At 44.0% G+C, this 18,459-nt stretch carries 13 protein-coding genes and 1 tRNA gene; 12 read left to right on the top strand and 2 right to left on the bottom strand.

What is annotated here, in order from left to right; translation table 11 throughout:
- The first annotated feature begins 11 nt into the window (after positions 1–11).
- From F8C76_RS16345 to F8C76_RS16370, 6 genes are all read left to right on the top strand, one after another.
- Positions 12–695 (top strand): cell division protein FtsQ/DivIB, encoded by a 684-nt coding sequence (locus F8C76_RS16345; RefSeq protein ID WP_500683482.1) that lies wholly within the window; start codon positions 12–14, stop codon positions 693–695.
- 3 nt (positions 696–698) lie between these two features.
- The gene (gene ftsA / locus F8C76_RS16350; RefSeq protein ID WP_129654642.1) at positions 699–2,024 is read left to right on the top strand and encodes a cell division protein FtsA; all 1,326 of its coding nucleotides are present in this window, start codon (positions 699–701) and stop codon (positions 2,022–2,024) included.
- A 26-nt stretch (positions 2,025–2,050) separates the two neighbouring features.
- Positions 2,051–4,015 carry a cell division protein FtsZ gene (gene ftsZ, locus F8C76_RS16355; protein ID WP_152132678.1) on the top strand — a complete coding sequence of 655 codons (1,965 nt, stop codon included), beginning with the start codon at positions 2,051–2,053 and terminating at the stop codon, positions 4,013–4,015.
- A 102-nt stretch (positions 4,016–4,117) separates the two neighbouring features.
- Positions 4,118–4,570: a GatB/YqeY domain-containing protein gene (locus tag F8C76_RS16360; RefSeq protein ID WP_152132679.1), complete on the top strand. Its 453-nt coding sequence runs from the start codon at positions 4,118–4,120 to the stop codon at positions 4,568–4,570.
- Between the two features lie 7 nt (positions 4,571–4,577).
- Positions 4,578–4,651 (top strand) — tRNA-Arg (locus F8C76_RS16365).
- A 194-nt stretch (positions 4,652–4,845) separates the two neighbouring features.
- Positions 4,846–6,561, top strand: a complete 1,716-nt coding sequence (locus F8C76_RS16370; protein ID WP_152132680.1) for an FAD-dependent oxidoreductase — start codon at positions 4,846–4,848, stop codon at positions 6,559–6,561.
- 19 nt (positions 6,562–6,580) lie between these two features.
- Here the strand turns inward: F8C76_RS16370 and F8C76_RS16375 are convergent, their stop codons facing one another.
- Entirely contained in the window at positions 6,581–7,657 is a 1,077-nt protein-coding gene (locus tag F8C76_RS16375; protein WP_152132681.1) for a zinc-binding dehydrogenase, read from the bottom strand.
- 12 nt (positions 7,658–7,669) lie between these two features.
- Entirely contained in the window at positions 7,670–8,251 is a 582-nt protein-coding gene (locus F8C76_RS16380) for a helix-turn-helix domain-containing protein (RefSeq protein WP_152132682.1), read from the bottom strand.
- Positions 8,252–8,420: 169 nt separating this feature from the next.
- On the opposite strand from F8C76_RS16380, the gene F8C76_RS16385 reads away from it, so the two are divergent.
- The 6 genes from F8C76_RS16385 to F8C76_RS16410 all read left to right on the top strand — a co-directional run bounded on the left by F8C76_RS16385 (position 8,421) and on the right by F8C76_RS16410 (position 18,441).
- On the top strand, positions 8,421–9,692 hold the full coding sequence (locus tag F8C76_RS16385) for a DUF5690 family protein (protein ID WP_152132683.1): 1,272 nt from the start codon (positions 8,421–8,423) through the stop codon (positions 9,690–9,692).
- A gap of 176 nt (positions 9,693–9,868) precedes the next feature.
- Positions 9,869–10,780: a metallophosphoesterase family protein gene (locus F8C76_RS16390; protein ID WP_170284049.1), complete on the top strand. Its 912-nt coding sequence runs from the start codon at positions 9,869–9,871 to the stop codon at positions 10,778–10,780.
- A 200-nt stretch (positions 10,781–10,980) separates the two neighbouring features.
- Positions 10,981–13,038: a glycoside hydrolase family 20 zincin-like fold domain-containing protein gene (locus tag F8C76_RS16395; protein ID WP_152132685.1), complete on the top strand. Its 2,058-nt coding sequence runs from the start codon at positions 10,981–10,983 to the stop codon at positions 13,036–13,038.
- A 162-nt stretch (positions 13,039–13,200) separates the two neighbouring features.
- Positions 13,201–13,731, top strand: a complete 531-nt coding sequence (locus tag F8C76_RS16400; RefSeq protein WP_152132686.1) for an RNA polymerase sigma-70 factor — start codon at positions 13,201–13,203, stop codon at positions 13,729–13,731.
- 83 nt (positions 13,732–13,814) lie between these two features.
- Positions 13,815–14,813, top strand: coding sequence for a FecR family protein (locus F8C76_RS16405; protein WP_152132687.1), 999 nt, complete (start codon positions 13,815–13,817; stop codon positions 14,811–14,813).
- 178 nt (positions 14,814–14,991) lie between these two features.
- Positions 14,992–18,441: a SusC/RagA family TonB-linked outer membrane protein gene (locus tag F8C76_RS16410; RefSeq protein WP_249042439.1), complete on the top strand. Its 3,450-nt coding sequence runs from the start codon at positions 14,992–14,994 to the stop codon at positions 18,439–18,441.
- The last annotated feature ends 18 nt before the right edge of the window (positions 18,442–18,459 follow it).

An 18,459-nucleotide genomic window follows, 5' to 3' on the forward strand; every position in this document is an offset into this window, starting at 1 on the left:
AATTGGCATTCTTGTCCATTTCACTGGTTGCCCTTTATGGTTTTGCCGATATGCGGAGCAAAAAGAGGGAGGTGAGTGATATATCCATTAAGTTTCTGGGGGACAATAGTTTATATATTACAGAGGACGCAGTTAATAAATTGTTAATACAAAATTACGGACCTGTAAAAAATAGGCCTAAAGAACAGTTAGTTTTGAATACCATAGAGGAGGTAATTCTGTCCAACGATATGGTGAAAAGCGCCCAGGTCTATCTTACTGTGAACGGAGAACTTATCTCTAAGATTGTTCAGCGTAAACCCATTGGAAGAGTGGAGGGAATCTCTAAATTTTATTTGGATGATCTAGGGAAGCGCATGCCGCTTTCCAAACATCATTCGGCAAGGGTGCCTATAATCACAGGTGAGATTACAGGTAAGACCCTTGAAGATGCTTATGAGATATTGAACTATATCAACGAGGACGATTTTCTACGGAAAAACGTCATCGGGATACATATTGAAGAAGAAGGAAAGTACCAGTTAAGGTTCCGAATGGAAAACTTTGTGGTGAATTTGGGAGGGGTGGACAATCTCAACGGGAAGTTCAAGAATTTCATGGCCTTTTATGTGAAGGCGACCAAGGACAATTCCTTGGAGAGTTATGCAATAGTGAGTTTGGAATATAGCAATCAAGTGGTTTGTACCAAAATTTAAGATATGGCACAGGGTAATTATTCAGTTGGTTTGGACATTGGAACTACCAAGATCGTAGCGATCATTGGAAGGGAAAATGAGTATGGTAAAATTGAGATTTTGGGTTCAGGGAAAGCCAAAAGCTTAGGAGTGCATAGAGGTGTGGTCAATAATATTACACAGACCATTTCCTCCATTCAGCAGGCCGTGGAACAGGCAGAGGTCAACTCTGGTCTAAAGATTGGCTCTGTAGTGGCAGGTATTGCCGGACAGCATATCCGCAGTCTACAGCACAGTGATTATATCACCAGGCCAAATTCCGAAGAAGTCATCAACAATGATGATCTGGACAAACTTTGCAACCAAGTGTACAAATTGGTCATGCTTCCGGGTGAGGAGATCATCCACGTATTGCCACAAGAGTACAAAGTGGACGGTCAGGCCGAAATCAAAGAGCCCAGGGGAATGTATGGCGGCCGATTGGAGGCCAACTTCCATGTGGTAGTAGGGCAGGTTTCCTCCATCAAGAACATTGGAAGATGTATCAAAAGCTCAGGATTGGAACTGGGCAATATTACCTTGGAACCCTTGGCATCCGCAGAAGCGGTTTTGAGCCAAGAGGAAAAAGAAGCCGGTGTGGCACTCCTCGATATTGGAGGTGGAACCACCGACCTTGCCATTTTTAAGGACGGTATCATTCGCCATACCTCGGTGATTCCCTTTGGCGGAAACGTCATCACCGAGGATATCAAGGAAGGATGCTCCATTATAGAAAAACAAGCTGAACTGCTTAAAATGAAGTTTGGTTCCGCTTGGCCAGGGGAGAACAAAGACAATGAAATTGTTTCCATTCCCGGATTGCGCGGTCGTGAACCCAAAGAAATCACCCTAAAGAACCTCTCCAAGATCATTCATGCCCGAGTAGTGGAGATTATAGAGCAGGTATATGTGGAGATCAAGAACTACGGGCACGAGGAACAAAAGAAAAAACTGATTGCGGGTATCGTCCTTACCGGAGGGGGAAGCCAATTGAAGCATTTGAAACAATTGGTGGAATACATTACCGGAATGGACACCCGAATTGGATACCCCAACGAGCATTTGGCGGGCGATTCCGATGAGGAAGTGGCAAGCCCACTGTATGCCACCGCAGTTGGACTGTTGATGAAAGCATTGGAAACCAAGACAATTCCTGTTGAGGCAGACATGGATGGAATGGACGAGGAAGAAAAAGTCTTGGTGGGACAAGAACAAATGGCGGGCACCAATACGGTGTCGCACAAGGAACGAAAATCCATTTTTGACAAATGGTCCGAAAAGTTGAAGGATTTTTTGGACAACGCAGAATAATAACCCCATAAAGAAACACAACTGTCATGAGTAAGAACACTGAATTTGACAACATCGCTTTTGATTTGCCCAAGAACAAGAGCAACGTAATCAAGGTAATTGGAGTTGGTGGAGGAGGTAGCAATGCCATCAACCACATGTTCCAAGCAGGGATCAACGGAGTGGATTTTGTAATCTGTAATACCGATTCCCAAGCTTTGCAGAACAGTTCCGTTCCCAATAAAATTCAATTAGGGGTATCCCTTACCGAAGGACTGGGAGCTGGGGCCAACCCTGAAGTTGGGGAACAGGCCGCCTTGGAAAGCATGGAAGACATCAAAGGTATGCTGGAGCGTACCACCAAAATGGCCTTTATCACTGCGGGTATGGGAGGTGGAACCGGTACAGGGGCCGCTCCTGTCATTGCAAAATTGGCCAAGGAGATGGATATTCTTACCGTGGGTATCGTTACCATTCCCTTTCAGTTTGAAGGGGCCATGCGTAACAAACAAGCGCAATTGGGGATTGAAAAACTGCGCTCCAATGTAGACTCGTTGATCGTGATCAACAATAACAAACTTCGTGAGGTGTACGGCAATCTTGGGTTTAAGGCCGGCTTCTCCAAAGCGGATGAAGTGTTGGCCACTGCGGCAAGGGGTATCGCAGAGGTAATTACGCACCACTACACACAGAACATTGACCTTAGGGATGCCAAGACAGTGCTTTCCAACAGTGGAACCGCCATTATGGGTTCTGCAACGGCATCAGGCTCTGCGAGGGCAAGTGAGGCCATCATGAAAGCATTGGATTCCCCATTGCTGAATGATAACAAGATCAACGGGGCCAAAAATGTATTGCTGCTCATTGTTTCGGGCTCACAAGAAATCACCATTGATGAAATTGGGGAAATCAATGACCACATCCAGATTGAGGCCGGTCACGGAGCCAACATCATCATGGGGGTTGGTGAAGACGAGAACTTGGGTGATTCCATTGCCGTAACCGTTATTGCTACGGGATTTAACGTGGATCAGCAGGATGATATCGTAAACACAGAGTCCAAAAAGGTGTTCTACACGTTGGAAGACGAGCAGACTGCACAACAAGAGTTGAGGCCAGAGGCCACATCGGTACAGGAGGTTCCTGTTAAAAGGGCACCAGTTCAACCTGAACCTGAACCAGAGATTGTAAAGCACACTTTGGAGGTGGAAGAGGAAGAGGTGAAGCCCAAGATCCAAGAGATGGACCTTATCCCGACCACAAGCTATATCCGAAACTTCAATGTGTTTTATGACGAGGTAGTTCCGGAAAACGTGGATGATGATTTTATCATCATTGAGGCCAAGAATATCATCAACGAAATTGAAGTGGTAGATCCTGAAGTGGTTTCACCCAAAAACAAGGATAACGAAGATCAGTTTGCCTTGAGTTTTGATATGCCCCTCAACAATACCATAGAAGAGGAAGAAGATGAAAAGGAGCATACCATTACATTCAATCTGGATGATGATGTAAAAGACATTGATGTGAACCACTATGTAGAGGTAAAACCTGTTCTGGAATATAAGAACCAAGGTGAGACCCGATACAATTTGGAAGAATACATGGAGTTGGAAACCAAATTGACAGGGGCAACATCCAAAGCGGAGACCCATGAGCCCAAGTTGGTGGAAAACGAGCTGGTTTTTGAAAAGAAAACCGTAAAGGTCGAATCCAAGTTGGAAGAGGAGAGTACCGCCAGCATGGATCCCTTTAACAGTTCCATAAGCGATATTTTAAAAGATCGGGCCGACGAGCGCAGGAGAAAGCTGAAGAATTTCAACTATAAATTCCAGAACAACCGGAACAGTATAGATGAAATAGAAAAGCAGCCCGCCTATAAAAGACAAGGAGTGGACCTGAATGACGTTCCCAAGGAGCAGAAAGTTTCCAGGACCACATTGAGTGAGGATAGCAATGACGATTTGCAATTGCGTTCCAACAACTCATTTTTGCACGATAATGTTGATTAGTAGTGTTTAAAATCGATATCCATTTTTAATGGAAATCATGAACCCGGAAGTTAATAGACTTTCGGGTTTATTTTTTATCTTCGCAGCCCAAAATAAGTTCAAATGGATTTGCAAGAAAAGGTGATGACAGAAATGAAGGCTGCAATGAAGGCCAAGGACACTGTTGCCCTGGAATCATTGCGAGCCATTAAATCGGCAATTTTGTTGGCGAAAACCGATAAAGGAGCTGGTTCCGAGCTTTCCGAGGAAGAGGAAGTGAAGTTGGTCCAAAAGCTGGTAAAGCAGCGTAAGGATAGTGCTGCCATTTTTCAGGAGCAAGGCCGGGAAGATTTGGCCGGGCCCGAATTGGCACAGGCAGCCATTATTGAAAAGTTCCTACCGGAACAACTTACGGAAGAGGAAATAGAAAAAGTGGTGGTACAGACCATTGATTCTGTTGGAGCTTCAGGAATGCAGGATATGGGTAAGGTAATGGGTATGGTTTCCAAGGAATTGGCCGGTCAGGCAGACGGAAAGACCATCTCAAATATTGTAAAGGCAAAATTAAGTTCATAAATACCAAGGCCGCGTAGTTCAACTGGATAGAATATCAGATTTCGGCTCTGAGGGTTGGGGGTTCGAATCCTCCCGCGGTCACTAAAAACTACACGTTTGAATTTGAAAAGCCTGAGACAAATGTCTCAGGCTTTTTTTATAGCTTTTAATGGGTTTTTCTTTGGATGCCCTTCTGATCCCCAATTGATTTAATACAAACTCGGTGGTGGCCAACTCTTCAGAAAGGTATTTTTGACTATATTTCGTAGGATATATAACCCCACTTAAAGCGAAATATGAAGAGACGAAGTTTTTTGTCCTCGGTTTCTGCCGGAACTAGCGGAATATTACTGGCGGGACCTATGGTTTCCAATGCAAAATCACCCAAACAAGCTCATACTTTTACAGCGGCCAAGGAATTGAAGGCTGACGTAGTCATTGCTGGGGGCGGATTGGGAGGCTGCGCAGCAGCTTTGGCAGCTTGTAGAAATGGGCTCAAGGTCATTTTAACCGAAGAAACCGATTGGATAGGTGGTCAGGTATCCCAGCAGGGTGTCCCCCCGGACGAGCATAACTGGATAGAAACCCATGGAGCTCCTGCCTCTTATCGTGAATACCGAAATCGAATCAGGGAGTATTATAAGCGAAACTATCCGCTCACGGCGGATGCAAAAGGTCGTTCCCATCTGAATCCCGGGGATGGTTCAGTCTCACGAATTTGTCATGAACCCCGGGTGACCGTGGAGGTTTTGACGGAGATGCTGCTTCCTTTTATCAGTTCCGGAAAATTGACGCTTCTGACTGAACATAAGATCGATGCTGCCGACGTTACCGGTGACGATGTAAAGTCCATTCAAGCCAAGGATTTGAAAAGTGACCGTACTCTGGTTCTTCATGCCCCCTATTTTATAGATGCCACGGAATGTGGGGATTTACTCCCACTCACAGGCACCGAATATGTTACTGGGACGGAGTCCAAAAGTCAGACTGGGGAATTGCATGCTCCAGAAGTGGCCAATCCCAAAAACAATCAGGCATTTACCTTGTGCTTTGCGATGGATTACCAACCCGGGGTCAACAATATTATTGATCGGCCAAAAGATTATGATTTTTGGAGCAACTATGTTCCTCAAATGGATACACCTTGGGCTGGCAAATTATTGGAGTTGAACTATTCCGATCCCCGGACGCTGAAACCCAAAAACCTGGGATTTCATCCCGAAGGAAAGAAAACCGGGGAAATGCTCAACCTTTGGTTGTATCGTAGGCTCATCAGCAAGGCCAATTTTGTTTCGGGCACGTATGATGGGGACATCACGGTGGTCAATTGGCCGCAAAACGACTATTTTATGGGCAACTTAATCGATGTCAGCGAAGAAGAATTTCAAAAACATATGGAAGGCGCACGGCAACTCAACCTTTCTTTATTTTACTGGCTTCAGACGGAAGCCCCAAGACCTGATGGGGGACAAGGATGGTCAGGTTTAAGACTCAGAGGGGATGTGATGGGCACCGAAGACGGTATGGCCAAATATCCCTACATCCGCGAGGCCAGAAGAATCAAAGCAGAGTTTAGGGTACTGGAGGAGCATGTTGGTGCGGAAAACCGCCGAATGGTGGCAGGGAATGATGCGGGGAAAACCTCTGCCGATTTTTACGATAGCGTCGGAACCGGATACTACCATATTGATTTACATCCTAGCAATCAGGGAATCAACTATGTGGACTTTGGGTCATTGCCTTTCCAGATTCCTCTGGGCGCATTGCTTCCACAACGAATGAACAATTTACTTCCAGCCAATAAAAATATTGGTACCACCCATATTACCAATGGCTGTTTTCGACTGCATCCCGTGGAGTGGAGTATTGGAGAGGCAGTTGGGATGTTGGTGGCTTTTGCCCAACGGAAAAATGTACCACCTCGAGCGGTTCGGGAACAGAAAAATCTACTTTCGGAATTTCAAGATTGGATCAGGACCCAAGGTCTTGAAACCCATTGGCCCAAGGGTTGATGGGAACGGTCATCCGTTCTTACGGGTGGATGCCCACCCGATAGTAAGTGCCCTTATGGGCCAATTCAAAGGCATCATCCAATTGATGCAGTGGAAATTCAGCGCCCACCAATTCCCTAAAGGGGTATTTTTTGTGGTTCTTGGATAAAAAATCAATGGCAAATCGCAAATCGTCATGGGCGTAGTTGTGCAACCCTTTCAAGGTTAAAAGTTTTCGAACCATATGTTCCGCATTGATGGCTAGGTCCCGTTGGGTATACACTGCACCGACCATGACACAAACCCCTCCAATATTCAAGATGGCCATACTTTTTTCAATTGCGGAGGGAACACCACTGGTCTCAATTACTACATCGATTCCCCCTTCTTTTGCCACAAGATCCAACACTTCGGAGGCGGTCAAGACAGCATCCAATCCTATGGAGGCTCCAAATTTTGTACTATGGGTGAGCCTTGATTCGTCCACATCCATGGAGAAAACAGTTTTTGCTCCCAATTCCTTGGCCATGGCGCAGGCTGAAAGGCCCAACATGCCAACGCCGTTTACCAGAACATTTTTTCCGTTTAAATCGCCCGCCAAGCGCATGGCTCCAGCCATGGTGGCATGTGTGCAGTTCAAGGGGGCGGCTTCCTTTTGACTCAGGCTTGACGGTAATTTAAAGAGTGTGGACCCATGCCTTAAATGGCAATGGGTGGCAAAACCGCCGTTCAATGGGTTGTGGCCGGTCATGGGCTCGTGTCCATATTTAAAAAGGTCGCCGGACTTTTGCGGAATACCCTTTTTGGCCATAGGATCGTTTTTGTCATGGGCATACACCGACCAAGTGACCCAATCCCCAATCTGAAGAGAATGACCATGGTAATCTTGGATGCCTTCTGTAGGTATTTTTACGATGGTTCCCATAATCTCATGTCCCAAGATACTGTGGCAAGCTCCCCCTCTTTTTCCGTAAAAGGTGTGCAGGTCGCTGGTGCATATGGTAGTGTAATCTATTTGGATGAGGGCTTCATCGGTGTTGAGCTCTGGCAACTCCATTTGAATTTGGGAAAACGGTTGTCCGACCGCTTCAAAAACCATTGCTTTTGCTTTTGACATGATACGATTTGGTTAAAGTTCTGTGATAAAATAAACGACCAATAAAATGGCTTCCGACTCCAGATTGTTCTTTGGCACGTGGGGCAGGCGTCCATCAAAGTATAACGAGTCTCCTTCCCTTAAGTGGAATGTTTTGTTGTCCAAAACGTAATTGATATCCCCTTTTACCAAGAAGATGTACTCAAAACCGTCCGTGGTCAATAGTTCCCGTTCTGCGCCTTTGCTAAGGGTCAACAATGAAACTTCCAACGAAATACCGCTCAAGCTTTGGGTTAGAATGTTCTCATACCGAAAGCCAATGGAATCCTCTTTGGTGATTTCGGTATAGTCTTCCCTTTTGTGGAATATGTAGCCTGGAAAATCAGTGTTCATGGACATGTCCTCAAAAAAGGCGTTGAGGTCTACCTCCAAAGTTTTCAGTACACGGAGTAAAGTAGGGAAGGTGGGGTATACCCTGCCATTCTCTATTTTGGACAACATGGCCATGCTTATTCCGGATTTTTCCGATAACTCCCCAAGCTTCCACCCCCTGCCCATTCGTAGGTTTCGAATCTTGGAGCCCATGTGCTTTAAAATGTGTTTGCTCTCGTCCACCTGCTAAAATTTATATCAAAGGTAAATTGAAATATTTTCTTTAGAGGAAATAAAATTCATCATAAAGAAAAATTAATGGTTGTTTTACATTTACTTCACAGGAAAGAAAAAGTCCAAACCTATTTTTGATACATCCTATTTCGTAAACCTTAAAGATTGAAAAAATGCCATGGCAACACACATGATCAATAAAAAATGGTTGCATACTTCTTGGTTGATGGTAGCCGGATTTCTGTGTTACACAGGGATGTATGCCGTACGGAAGTCCTTTTTGGCCGGGCAGTATGTGGATTTGGCCTTGGGTTTTAAGGCAGATCCCAAGACCGTATTGGTCATTAGTCAGGTGTTGGGGTATATGCTTTCCAAGTTTATTGGCATCAAGATGATTTCGGAGATGGAGTCTTCAAAACGGGTACAGTGGTTGATTGGCTTAGTGAGCTTTGGATTGGTAATGCTTTTGGTGTTTGCCATACTGCCCCCACAATTAAAGATCATTGCACTTTTTTTGAACGGACTTCCCTTGGGAATGGTCTTTGGGGTGGTTTTGTCCTATTTGGAGGGGCGGAGGAATACCGAGTTGCTTGCAGCGGCTTTGAGTGCCACTTTTATTTTTTCGACTGGTTTGGTGAAAACCGTGGGGGTGATATTGATCCAGGAATATGGAATTGATGAATACGTTATGCCCTTTGCTACCGGATTACTGTTCTTTCCTGTTTTTTTACTGTCCGTATGGATGCTCAATCGTTCCAAAAAGCCCAGTAGTGAAGATATGGCCGAGCGTACAGAACGTATGCCCATGGATGCCCAAAAGCGCAAGACCTTTTTAAAGCAAAATGGCCTTGGGTATTTGGGACTTGTGTTGATTTACATATTTCTGACCATCATCAGGGATTTTAGGGACAATTTTGTAGTGGAATTTTGGTCAGAACTTGGCTATGCCCAAGAGCCGGAGCTCATTACCCTTACCGAAATTCCAGTGGCCTTAGTGGTGTTGGTATTGGCTGCCATGGGTATTTTGATTCGTAACAATCAACGGGCCTTTAACATGGGTATGTGGCTTACCTTGGCCGGTACGGCCACCTTGTTGTTGTCCACTTTTTTGTTTCAGGAATCCCTTATTTCTCCCATTGTTTGGATGATTAGTACCGGTATGGGGGTGTATTTGCCTTATATCCTGTTCCATTGTCTCTTGTTTGAAAGGTTGATTGCTTTGCTTCATTATAGGGGCAATGTTGGCTTTTTGTTCTATACGGCGGATGCTTTGGGGTATTTGTGCAGCGTGGCGGTTCTATTTTTAAAGGAGATTATGGACTACCGGGGTACCTGGACAGGGTTCTTTGTCTCCTTGAATTTTATTTCTGGGTTGTCCATAGCTTTTTTGGTGTTGATCACTATTTTTTATTTCAGGCGAAGGGTGTCTCAAAATAGAAGTCTGGCTTAAGTCATGCATGGGATACGGATGTTGCATTATTTTGATTTATATTTCACTTAATAACAGTTGATTAGTTTATAAAGTTGAAGATGGAAAAGATTATGGAAAAACAGATGAAGGGTATTACCCGTAGAGATTTTGTGAAGGGCACGGCCTTATCTTGCTTGGCTTTTTCGTTGCCAAACATGGCATGTTCAACTTTTAAGGGCCAGGCTCCCGTCAAAATCGGGTTAATTACGGACTTGCACCAAGACATTATGCATGACGGGTTGCAGCGCATGGAGGCCTTTGTTGAAGAAGTGAAGGTGCAACGGCCGCATGCCATCATGCAGTTGGGGGATTTTGCTTATCCCGGGGACAAGAACAAAGAGGTAATCCAACTTTTTAACAATGCCCATGAGGAAGCACTGCATGTAATTGGCAACCACGATACCGATTCGGGATATACCACGGACCAATGTCTTTCTTACTGGGGCATGCCTGCACGCTACTATGCCAAAGAGGTGGAAGGCATCCATTTCATTGTTTTGGATGGCAATGAGAAAGGGTCGCCCACGCATCAGGGAGGGTACGCATCCTATATCGGAAAGGAACAGCAGTCTTGGTTGGCACAACAATTGAAAACCGTGGAAGGGCCTATTGTCATTGTTTCCCATCAACCTTTGTTGGGACCATCGGCTGTGGATAATGCCAGGGAAATACAAAGTATTCTTTCGGCTGCAAAAGGGAAGATTTTATTTGCCATGAATGGGCACACCCATATTGATATGCTTTTGGAAAAGGATGGGATACCCTATCTCCATCTTAACTCTGCATCCTATTTGTGGGTTGGAGGGGATTATCAGCACCAAAGTTATACCGAAAAAATCCATGAAGATCATCCATGGATTTCCTACACCTGTCCTTATAAAGACTCATTGTTTGCATTTATGTCCATTGACCCCGAGACGCAAACGGTCACGCTGACCGGAAAGAAAAGTGAATGGCAAGGGGAATCACCTGCCGAATTGGGGGTTGGTAATTATCCTACCCTGACCATTGGCAATGAGATTGTACCAAGTATTTCTGATCGGAAAATCCTAAAATCAAAAGGATAAAAAGGGATATTGGTCCCAGCTGTAGGGTTGTTGTTTCGAATGCTGTTGCAGATTTTCACTAAAAATTCCCAGAAAATTTTCCAATTTTCATGAGATTTAGTAGTTTTAAAGAAAAGATTAAGCAAGTATTTTTCTTTTGAATACCTTTTTTTGAATATAAAAACTTGCGAAATCTTTCTAAATTTTAAAACTAGACGTAAATGATCAATAGAGTAGTGTACTGCCTGATGGCCGTGGTCATGGTGGCCTGTGGCGAGAAATCAACACCCTTGGGTGAATTTCACATATTACCTTCTCCCGATTCCTTTGAAATCTCAGGGGTAAGCAAGATTGAACCCCAGAACATCCAAACCTATGGGGGTTCTTTTACAACGGAACTCCAAATGAGTGAATACCTTAATTTGAAGGAACAGGCAGATGATGCAGATGTCACTATAACCATTGATGAAAATCTGGATACCAACGCTGAAGGGTATTCCTTGGTGATAGGGGAGGAAACCATTGAAATTGTTGGAAAGGACCAGGCGGGTGCTTTTTATGGAATGAAGACCTTGGAGCAGTTGATCCAGGATGCCAAAGATCAAAAAGTGAATTTGCCCCTTGTTAAGATAACCGATGCGCCCAAGTTGGCCTATAGACCCATCCATCTGGATGTAAAACACCACTTGGATACCTATGATTACTACCTCAAACTGATCAATGAGCTTGCCGATTATAAAATCAATGCCATCATTATTGAGATAGAGGATAAGCTTAAATATACCAGAAGACCCATAGTGGGATCCAAAGATGCCTTATCAAAGGAGCAATGGAAGGAAATCAGTGCATATGCCTTAAAGCGCAACATCAGGATCAGTCCATTGGTACAGGGGTTGGGTCACGCATCTTTTGTCTTGAAGCATAAAGCCTTTGAACATTTAAGGGACGACCCTAAAAGTGACTGGGCCTTCAATCCCTTATTGGATGAAACCTATGAAGTGCAGTTTGATCTGTACAGGGATGCCTTGGAGGCCTTCCCACATGGCAAATATCTGCACTTGGGAGGGGATGAGGTACATACCACTGGAGGGAATAGCGGTAGGTCGAGCTTGGACCTGCAATTGGAGTGGTTGGAGAAGGTTTCCCAATTTGCTGAGGAGCAAGGCCGCATTCCAATTATGTGGGATGATATGCTGTTCAAGGAAGTAGGGGTGTATAGAACCATGCACTACGATGAGTACACCAAAGAACAGGTAGATAGTCTTTGGGCCGTCAAAGAAACCGATTTGAACCAATTTTTGGATGATTTTCCTAGAAACACCATCTATATGAGATGGAACTATAGGTCGCCCCAGATTTACGGTAACAAGAAGGCCATGAAATGGTTTGAAGATCATGGACTAAAAGCAATTGGGGCTACGGCTGGCCAAACCAGATGGGTTTTAATGCCGCAGAATGAGAGCAATATTGAAAATATCCGAAGTTTTGCCCTAAGTTCCATTGACAATGGGTTGAATGGGTTGTTATTGACCTTATGGGATGACGATTCGCCCCATTTTGAATTGTATAAGAGAGGTATTTTAGCCTTTGCCGAATACGCTTGGGCTGGTGACAAACGCTCAAAAGAAGAGTTTAAGGATGTTTTTCGTTTTCGATATTTTGGTGACACGGCCATGGATGGGGAGTTCGCCTTTATCGATGCATTGGAAGACCCGGTTGCCAAATGGAAAAATATTTTACTCCAAGGGAACCAACGCAATTACTTAAAGACCATGGAATCTCCTTTGGAGAAAGGAGTGATGGATTTACCGGATGCAAACAACCCAGGCAAATGGACCGAGGCCAATTCGGAAAGAATAGCCCATGCAAAAGAAATCTCTGCCACGGGAGAACAGGTGTTGGGTGTTATAGATTCACTTTCCCAAGTTGCGGACAGGAACACCTATACGTTGGAGGTGTACAAAGAGGTAGCTGGTTTGGTCGTTTTCTCAGCAAACCTTGTCGAGGAACTGGCAAAGGTGGATGCATTACCGTCTGTGGAAGAAAGGAAAAAGGGACTACAGGAAATTCTTGCCCAAAAAAAGGCTTTTGCCCAACTGCGTAAGGGATTGGAAACAGTGTATTCAAAAACCCGGATATTGCAGAAACCCAAAGACTATATTTTGGATCAGGACCACCATGTGCACCTGGCCAACCAATCCTTGAATTTTGATTGGCAGTTTTTGGCAGAAATGAAGTTTTTTGAAAAATTGGAAGATACAATCCAATCCTTTGATTGACAGTAATTTTATGCGTATGGGAAATTCATGCCCTACAGGTGTTGATTTGGTGGTTTTGGTGTTTTTGGGATGTATCTTGTTAAGGAATATCCCAAAAATTAAAGTTTAATTAATACTGCATTTAAGTATTCTAAGTAGTATTGTACCACATCACAAAACTATATGGATACCTCTGATGCCCACCTATTAGTATTGTCCCAACAGGACAACGGACTTGCCTTCCGGCAGCTCTATGATAGGCATTGGAAGAGGCTCTATCTTTTTTCCCTTAAGCTTTTAAAGGACGAAACGGAAGCAAAAGATGTGGTCCAGGAAGTATTTTTTACACTGTGGTCCAAAAGAAAGGAACTCCAGATAAAGGATACCAAAGCATACCTGTTTGCTACCACCAAATATAGATGTCTGGAGTCTTTGAGACGGAAAAGGTTGGATACCACTTTTTTGGATAAGGCTCATGCTTTTTTAGGGGAAAACAATGTGGAAAAGGAGATACACTTCAAGGAAACCCAAAACACCTTGGCAAAGCGTATAGAATTATTGCCTTCCAAGACCCGCCAAATCTTTAAAATGAGTAGATACGATGAGCTTACCAACAAGGAAATCGCTTATCAATTGAACATTTCCACAAAAACGGTGGAGTATCATATTACGCAGTCCATTAAGCAGTTACGAGGTACTGTGTTGGTTTCCTAAACCTTTTTTTTAAAAAAAATCGAAATCTTTTTTAGGGTTCTCCTTCATTTTTCCCTCTTATAGGGTAGAGGCCACAGTGAAGAATGAACGAAAAAGAAATCAAACACCTTATCGATAAATATTTGGAGGGTACCTGTACCCAACAAGAAAAAGAACTTTTGGACAGGGTTCTTGACTCTTATGATGGTCAAGAAGAAGACGAGGTTTATTTTGATGGGGAAAAGGAAATCAAGGAAGAGATATACTTGGGCTTCGCAGAAAAGGCAGGAATTGTCCGAGAAACCAAAAAAGCTCCCACCCCTTTTTACAATTACTGGGTAAAGGTGGCTGCTTCCCTCCTCATATTGGTCGGTTTGGGTTCTGCCGTCTATTTGGAGTCCAAGACACAGCCAGAGCAAGAATTGGCACAGTCGATTATTACCAAAACCACCGAATGGGGGCAAAGAAGTGATATTGTGTTGAGCGATGGGACCCAGATAACCCTGAACGCAGGTAGCAGTATTGAATTTCCAGAAAGTTTTGAGGGAGCCCCGGTAAGGGAAGTGACCTTGAACGGGGAAGCCTTTTTTGAAGTGGCCAAAAATCCAAACAAACCTTTTCTCATCAAAACCGAAGGAGTCACCACCAAAGTATTGGGAACTTCATTCAATGTAAATTCCTATGCCTTCAATGACCATATTTCCGTTACAGTGAAAACCGGAAAAGTACAGGTACAGTCCACTTCAAAAAATGGTCAAGTTAACACGGTATATCTATTGCCCAACGAAAAGGCCGAGTACAGTAGGGAAAAGGATGTGATCACAAAGTCAAAACTGGACAACGATAATTATCTCGATTGGAAAAATGGTATCATCCGCTTTAATGATATTACGTTTTTGGAAGCCTCAGAAATGCTGTCCAGATGGTATGGCATTCATGTTGACTTTGAAAACAATAAACTGAAAAATTGCCATGTCACGGCACGGTACGAAAATGCCAAACTACAGGTGGTCCTTGAGAGTATCAAGTATGCCACCAAGGGTATGGATTACCAATATATAGATCAAGAAAATATCCTTTTTAAGGGTTTTTGCAAGAACTAAACTCAATGAAAATAAAAAGAACAAAGCCTATGATATAAGACCCCTAGAACAAAAAAGCAGTCTGCGACACTTTGGCGAGGATCAACAGACTGCGGCCATTTAACGATTAAAAAATAACCATTAAACATTTTGTGAAGTTATGAATTCACTAACGATAAAACAATTTATAGCGTTGACAATGAAAATTTCTTTCCTTATTGTGATTGTTGCGCTTCTGAACCCAATTTTTGCATCAACGGTAAAGGCGCAAAAGTTGGACCAAGTTTCGGTCGATATATCGGTCAAAAATGCCTCGATTGAGGAGATTCTTAGCAATATAGAAGAACAAACCACTTTCAATTTTGTATACGGACGTGGTATTTCCAGATTAACAAATAAGTACAGTCTAACATATCGCAATGTTTCCTTGAGGTCTCTGTTGGAGTTGTTGGCCAAGGATGCGGGATTGGCGTTTAGGCGCATTGATGAGAACATCTCAATTGACAAAAGACCCAATGCCCCACAAAAAGTGGTGGAAGTAGCCTTTCAAGAGGTTACAGGTACGGTCATGGATGAAAATGGAGATCCCCTTCCGGGTGCATCGGTTGTTGAAAAGGGAACTATGAATGGAACGGCTACAGATTTTGATGGCCATTTCACGTTGGAAGTGGGTCCAGAGGCTATTTTGGAAGTCTCCTACATTGGTTACACCACCGAGCAAGTGTTGGTAACCGGGGAAAGCGGGCTTATTGTTCAGTTGCAATTGGCCTCTTCAGCATTACAGGAGGTGGTACTGATCGGTTACGGACAGCAGGCACGCGCCAAAGTGGTGGGTTCTGTTTCTGAAATCAAGAACGAGGAACTTGAAAATGTCACCGCTGCCACGGTAGACCAGCAATTGGCCGGAAAGCTTTCAGGGGTAATCGTTAACCAGTCCAATGCGCAACCGGGTGCGGACTCCCAAATCATTATCAGGGGTACAGGTACCCTTACGGCAGGGACAAATCCATTGATTGTGGTGGACGGTTTTCCATTGACAGAGGGCAGTGCCCTCAGCTCAGTGAATCCTAATGATATTGCAGAGATCAACATTCTTAAAGATGCAGCTTCTGCTGCCATTTATGGGTCAAGGGCTGCCAATGGGGTTATTTTGATCACGACCAAAGCCGGTTCCTTTTCCGCGAATCAAAAACCTGTGATTACTTTGGAAACCTATGGGGGTGTTCAGCAACAAAGTTCAGGGGTAGAATTGGTGGATGGCTATCAATTTGCCCAGTTCTTGACGGAGGCCCGCAACTGGGGCTATGTGTCAAAAGACCCCGCCAACCGAAGTGAATCTGACCCCAATGCGGTACGGGTGACCAAACTTATCAATGGAAAACAGATAGATGGGCGGGAATTGTTCTTACCAGAACTGCTGCCATACCTTAATGGAGAATCTGGCCTCATCAATACGGATTGGGTGGACGAAGGATTTAGGACCGCCCCCATTTCCAACTATGCACTTTCGGTTTCAGGAGGAAATGAGAAGACCAAATATTACACTTCCCTAGGCTATTTTGATCAAGAAGGAGTAGTTATAGGAACCGACTTTAAGCGCTATTCCGCTTCTGTAAACTTGGAAAGTAAGATAAATGACAAGATCAAGTTTGGGATCAACCTTAAACCGTCTTACTCCATTGAGAATTCCGTGGATCAGGGGAGTCGTAGCAACGGTGTTTTGGGCTTGATTCCTTTGAATTTTCCATTTTATAGCCCTTACAATGAAGATGGCAGCATAAATATCAGCGAACAATTGGTGAACGAACAACATGAAATAGAAGGGGTTCGCATCAATGGTACACCAGTTGAAAATCTTGTGGCGACATCGACTTTGGTGACAGACAAGAAACAGCGTTTTAGAACTTTTGGAAACTTGTTCTTGGACGCCAAGATTCTGGAAGGGTTGACTTACCGATTGTCTTTGGGTGGCGATTACGACACCTATGTGAGGGATTATTACTACCCTATTGGAGTGGGATCTTACCGGACCCCGGCACCGAGGGCCGATGCCGATTCAGATCAGTACAAGCAGAACAAAGTCAATTATCTCATTGAAAATACCCTGACCTATGACAGGGATTTTGGCAAGCACCATTTTAACCTCTTGGGTGGGTATACTTTTCAAAAGGAAAGAACGGATTATACAAGGGTCACTGGAACAGGTTTTGCCGATGATAACATTCAAAATATTGCAGGGGCCAGTGCCTATACAGCGACGGCCAGTATAGGAATATGGACCTTGGAATCGTATCTGGCACGTTTGCAGTACGACTTTGATTCTAAATACCTCTTCTCTGCGGCTATCAGACGTGATGGTTCCTCTAGGTTTGGTGTCAACAACAGGTGGGGTAATTTCCCATCCGTTTCAGGAGGTTGGGTGTTCACAAGGGAAAACTTCTTCCCAAGCAACGATATCGTAAGTTTTGGAAAGCTTTCCGCCAGCTGGGGACAGACCGGGAACAATCAGATTGGGACCTATGGCTCCAAAGCTTTGGTAACAGATTCCAATTATGTGTTTGATAGTGGAATTGCCCCAGGGTATATTACCACTTCGGCACCCAATCCAGATTTGGGCTGGGAAGTGGCCTCATCCTTGAACATTGGTCTGGATTTGGGTCTCTTCAACAATAAGTTGAACCTTAATATGGCCTATTACAAGACCAATACCAAAGATCTTTTATTGGATGTTCCTGTTCCTCAACAAACCGGATACGACAATGTTCTGGCCAATATTGGGGAAATGGAAAACAAAGGTTGGGAATTCCAAGTCATTGGTAATGGTTTTGCCATTGGAGAGGTAGGGGTTGGATTCAATGCTAATTTTACTTCTTATGAAAACAAAGTATTGGCACTTGGACCAGGTCAAGATAGAATTGCCACAGGTAGGGATCAATTGTTCGTGACCCAGATAGGTCATCCCATTGCGGAAATCTACGGCTACAAAGTTGATGGGGTTTTTAAAACACAGGAAGAAATTGATAGCTATCCCCATTTGGACGGAACCCTTACCGGGGACCTTAGAGCGGTGGATGTGAATGGAGATGGTGCCATCAATGATGATGATAAAGTGGCAAAAGGCACTTTTGCTCCTGATTTCACTTACGGCTTTGGGGCAAATCTAGATTATAAGGGATTCACCTTGAGCTTCAACTTTGTAGGGGTCGAGGGTAGAACTTTGTTGGATGGTGACTTAAGCTCATTGACCGAGGCTGGGGAAGGTTTTGCCCTACCTACCACCTATTACTTCAACAATAGATACCATCCAGAGAACAACCCTGATGGATTTTTGGGACAGCCCAATTTTGGAAACTTTTCTAACTCCAGAAAGATTTTAAGAAGTTCTGTGACCGTGGAAGACGGCAATGGGGATTATTTAAGGTTCAGGGATTTGCGCGTAGGATATAGTTTCCAGAAAAATTTCTTGGACAAGATCAAGCTGTCAAGCCTTCAAGTCTATCTCTCCGGGAACAATTTGTTTACTTCCACAAAGTGGAGGGGCTGGAACCCAGACGGTACTTCAAGTGATATCCTTACCTCGGGATACAACACCGGTGGTAATTATCCTATAGCCAAAACCTACACCGTAGGCTTAAAAATATCTTACTAAAAAATCAAAGCTAGTACA

Source organism: Flagellimonas olearia, assembly GCF_009184425.1.
Lineage (GTDB): Bacteria > Bacteroidota > Bacteroidia > Flavobacteriales > Flavobacteriaceae > Flagellimonas > Flagellimonas olearia.

Coding starts and splice junctions, on each gene's coding strand:
- ftsA (WP_129654642.1), top strand. CDS start 699: ATGGCACAGGGTAATTATTCAGTTGGTTTGGACATTGGAACTACCAAG.
- ftsZ (WP_152132678.1), top strand. CDS start 2,051: ATGAGTAAGAACACTGAATTTGACAACATCGCTTTTGATTTGCCCAAG.
- F8C76_RS16360 (WP_152132679.1), top strand. CDS start 4,118: ATGGATTTGCAAGAAAAGGTGATGACAGAAATGAAGGCTGCAATGAAG.
- F8C76_RS16370 (WP_152132680.1), top strand. CDS start 4,846: ATGAAGAGACGAAGTTTTTTGTCCTCGGTTTCTGCCGGAACTAGCGGA.
- F8C76_RS16375 (WP_152132681.1), bottom strand. CDS start 7,657: ATGTCAAAAGCAAAAGCAATGGTTTTTGAAGCGGTCGGACAACCGTTT.
- F8C76_RS16385 (WP_152132683.1), top strand. CDS start 8,421: ATGGCAACACACATGATCAATAAAAAATGGTTGCATACTTCTTGGTTG.
- F8C76_RS16390 (WP_170284049.1), top strand. CDS start 9,869: ATGGCATGTTCAACTTTTAAGGGCCAGGCTCCCGTCAAAATCGGGTTA.
- F8C76_RS16395 (WP_152132685.1), top strand. CDS start 10,981: ATGATCAATAGAGTAGTGTACTGCCTGATGGCCGTGGTCATGGTGGCC.
- F8C76_RS16400 (WP_152132686.1), top strand. CDS start 13,201: ATGGATACCTCTGATGCCCACCTATTAGTATTGTCCCAACAGGACAAC.
- F8C76_RS16405 (WP_152132687.1), top strand. CDS start 13,815: ATGAACGAAAAAGAAATCAAACACCTTATCGATAAATATTTGGAGGGT.
- F8C76_RS16410 (WP_249042439.1), top strand. CDS start 14,992: ATGAAAATTTCTTTCCTTATTGTGATTGTTGCGCTTCTGAACCCAATT.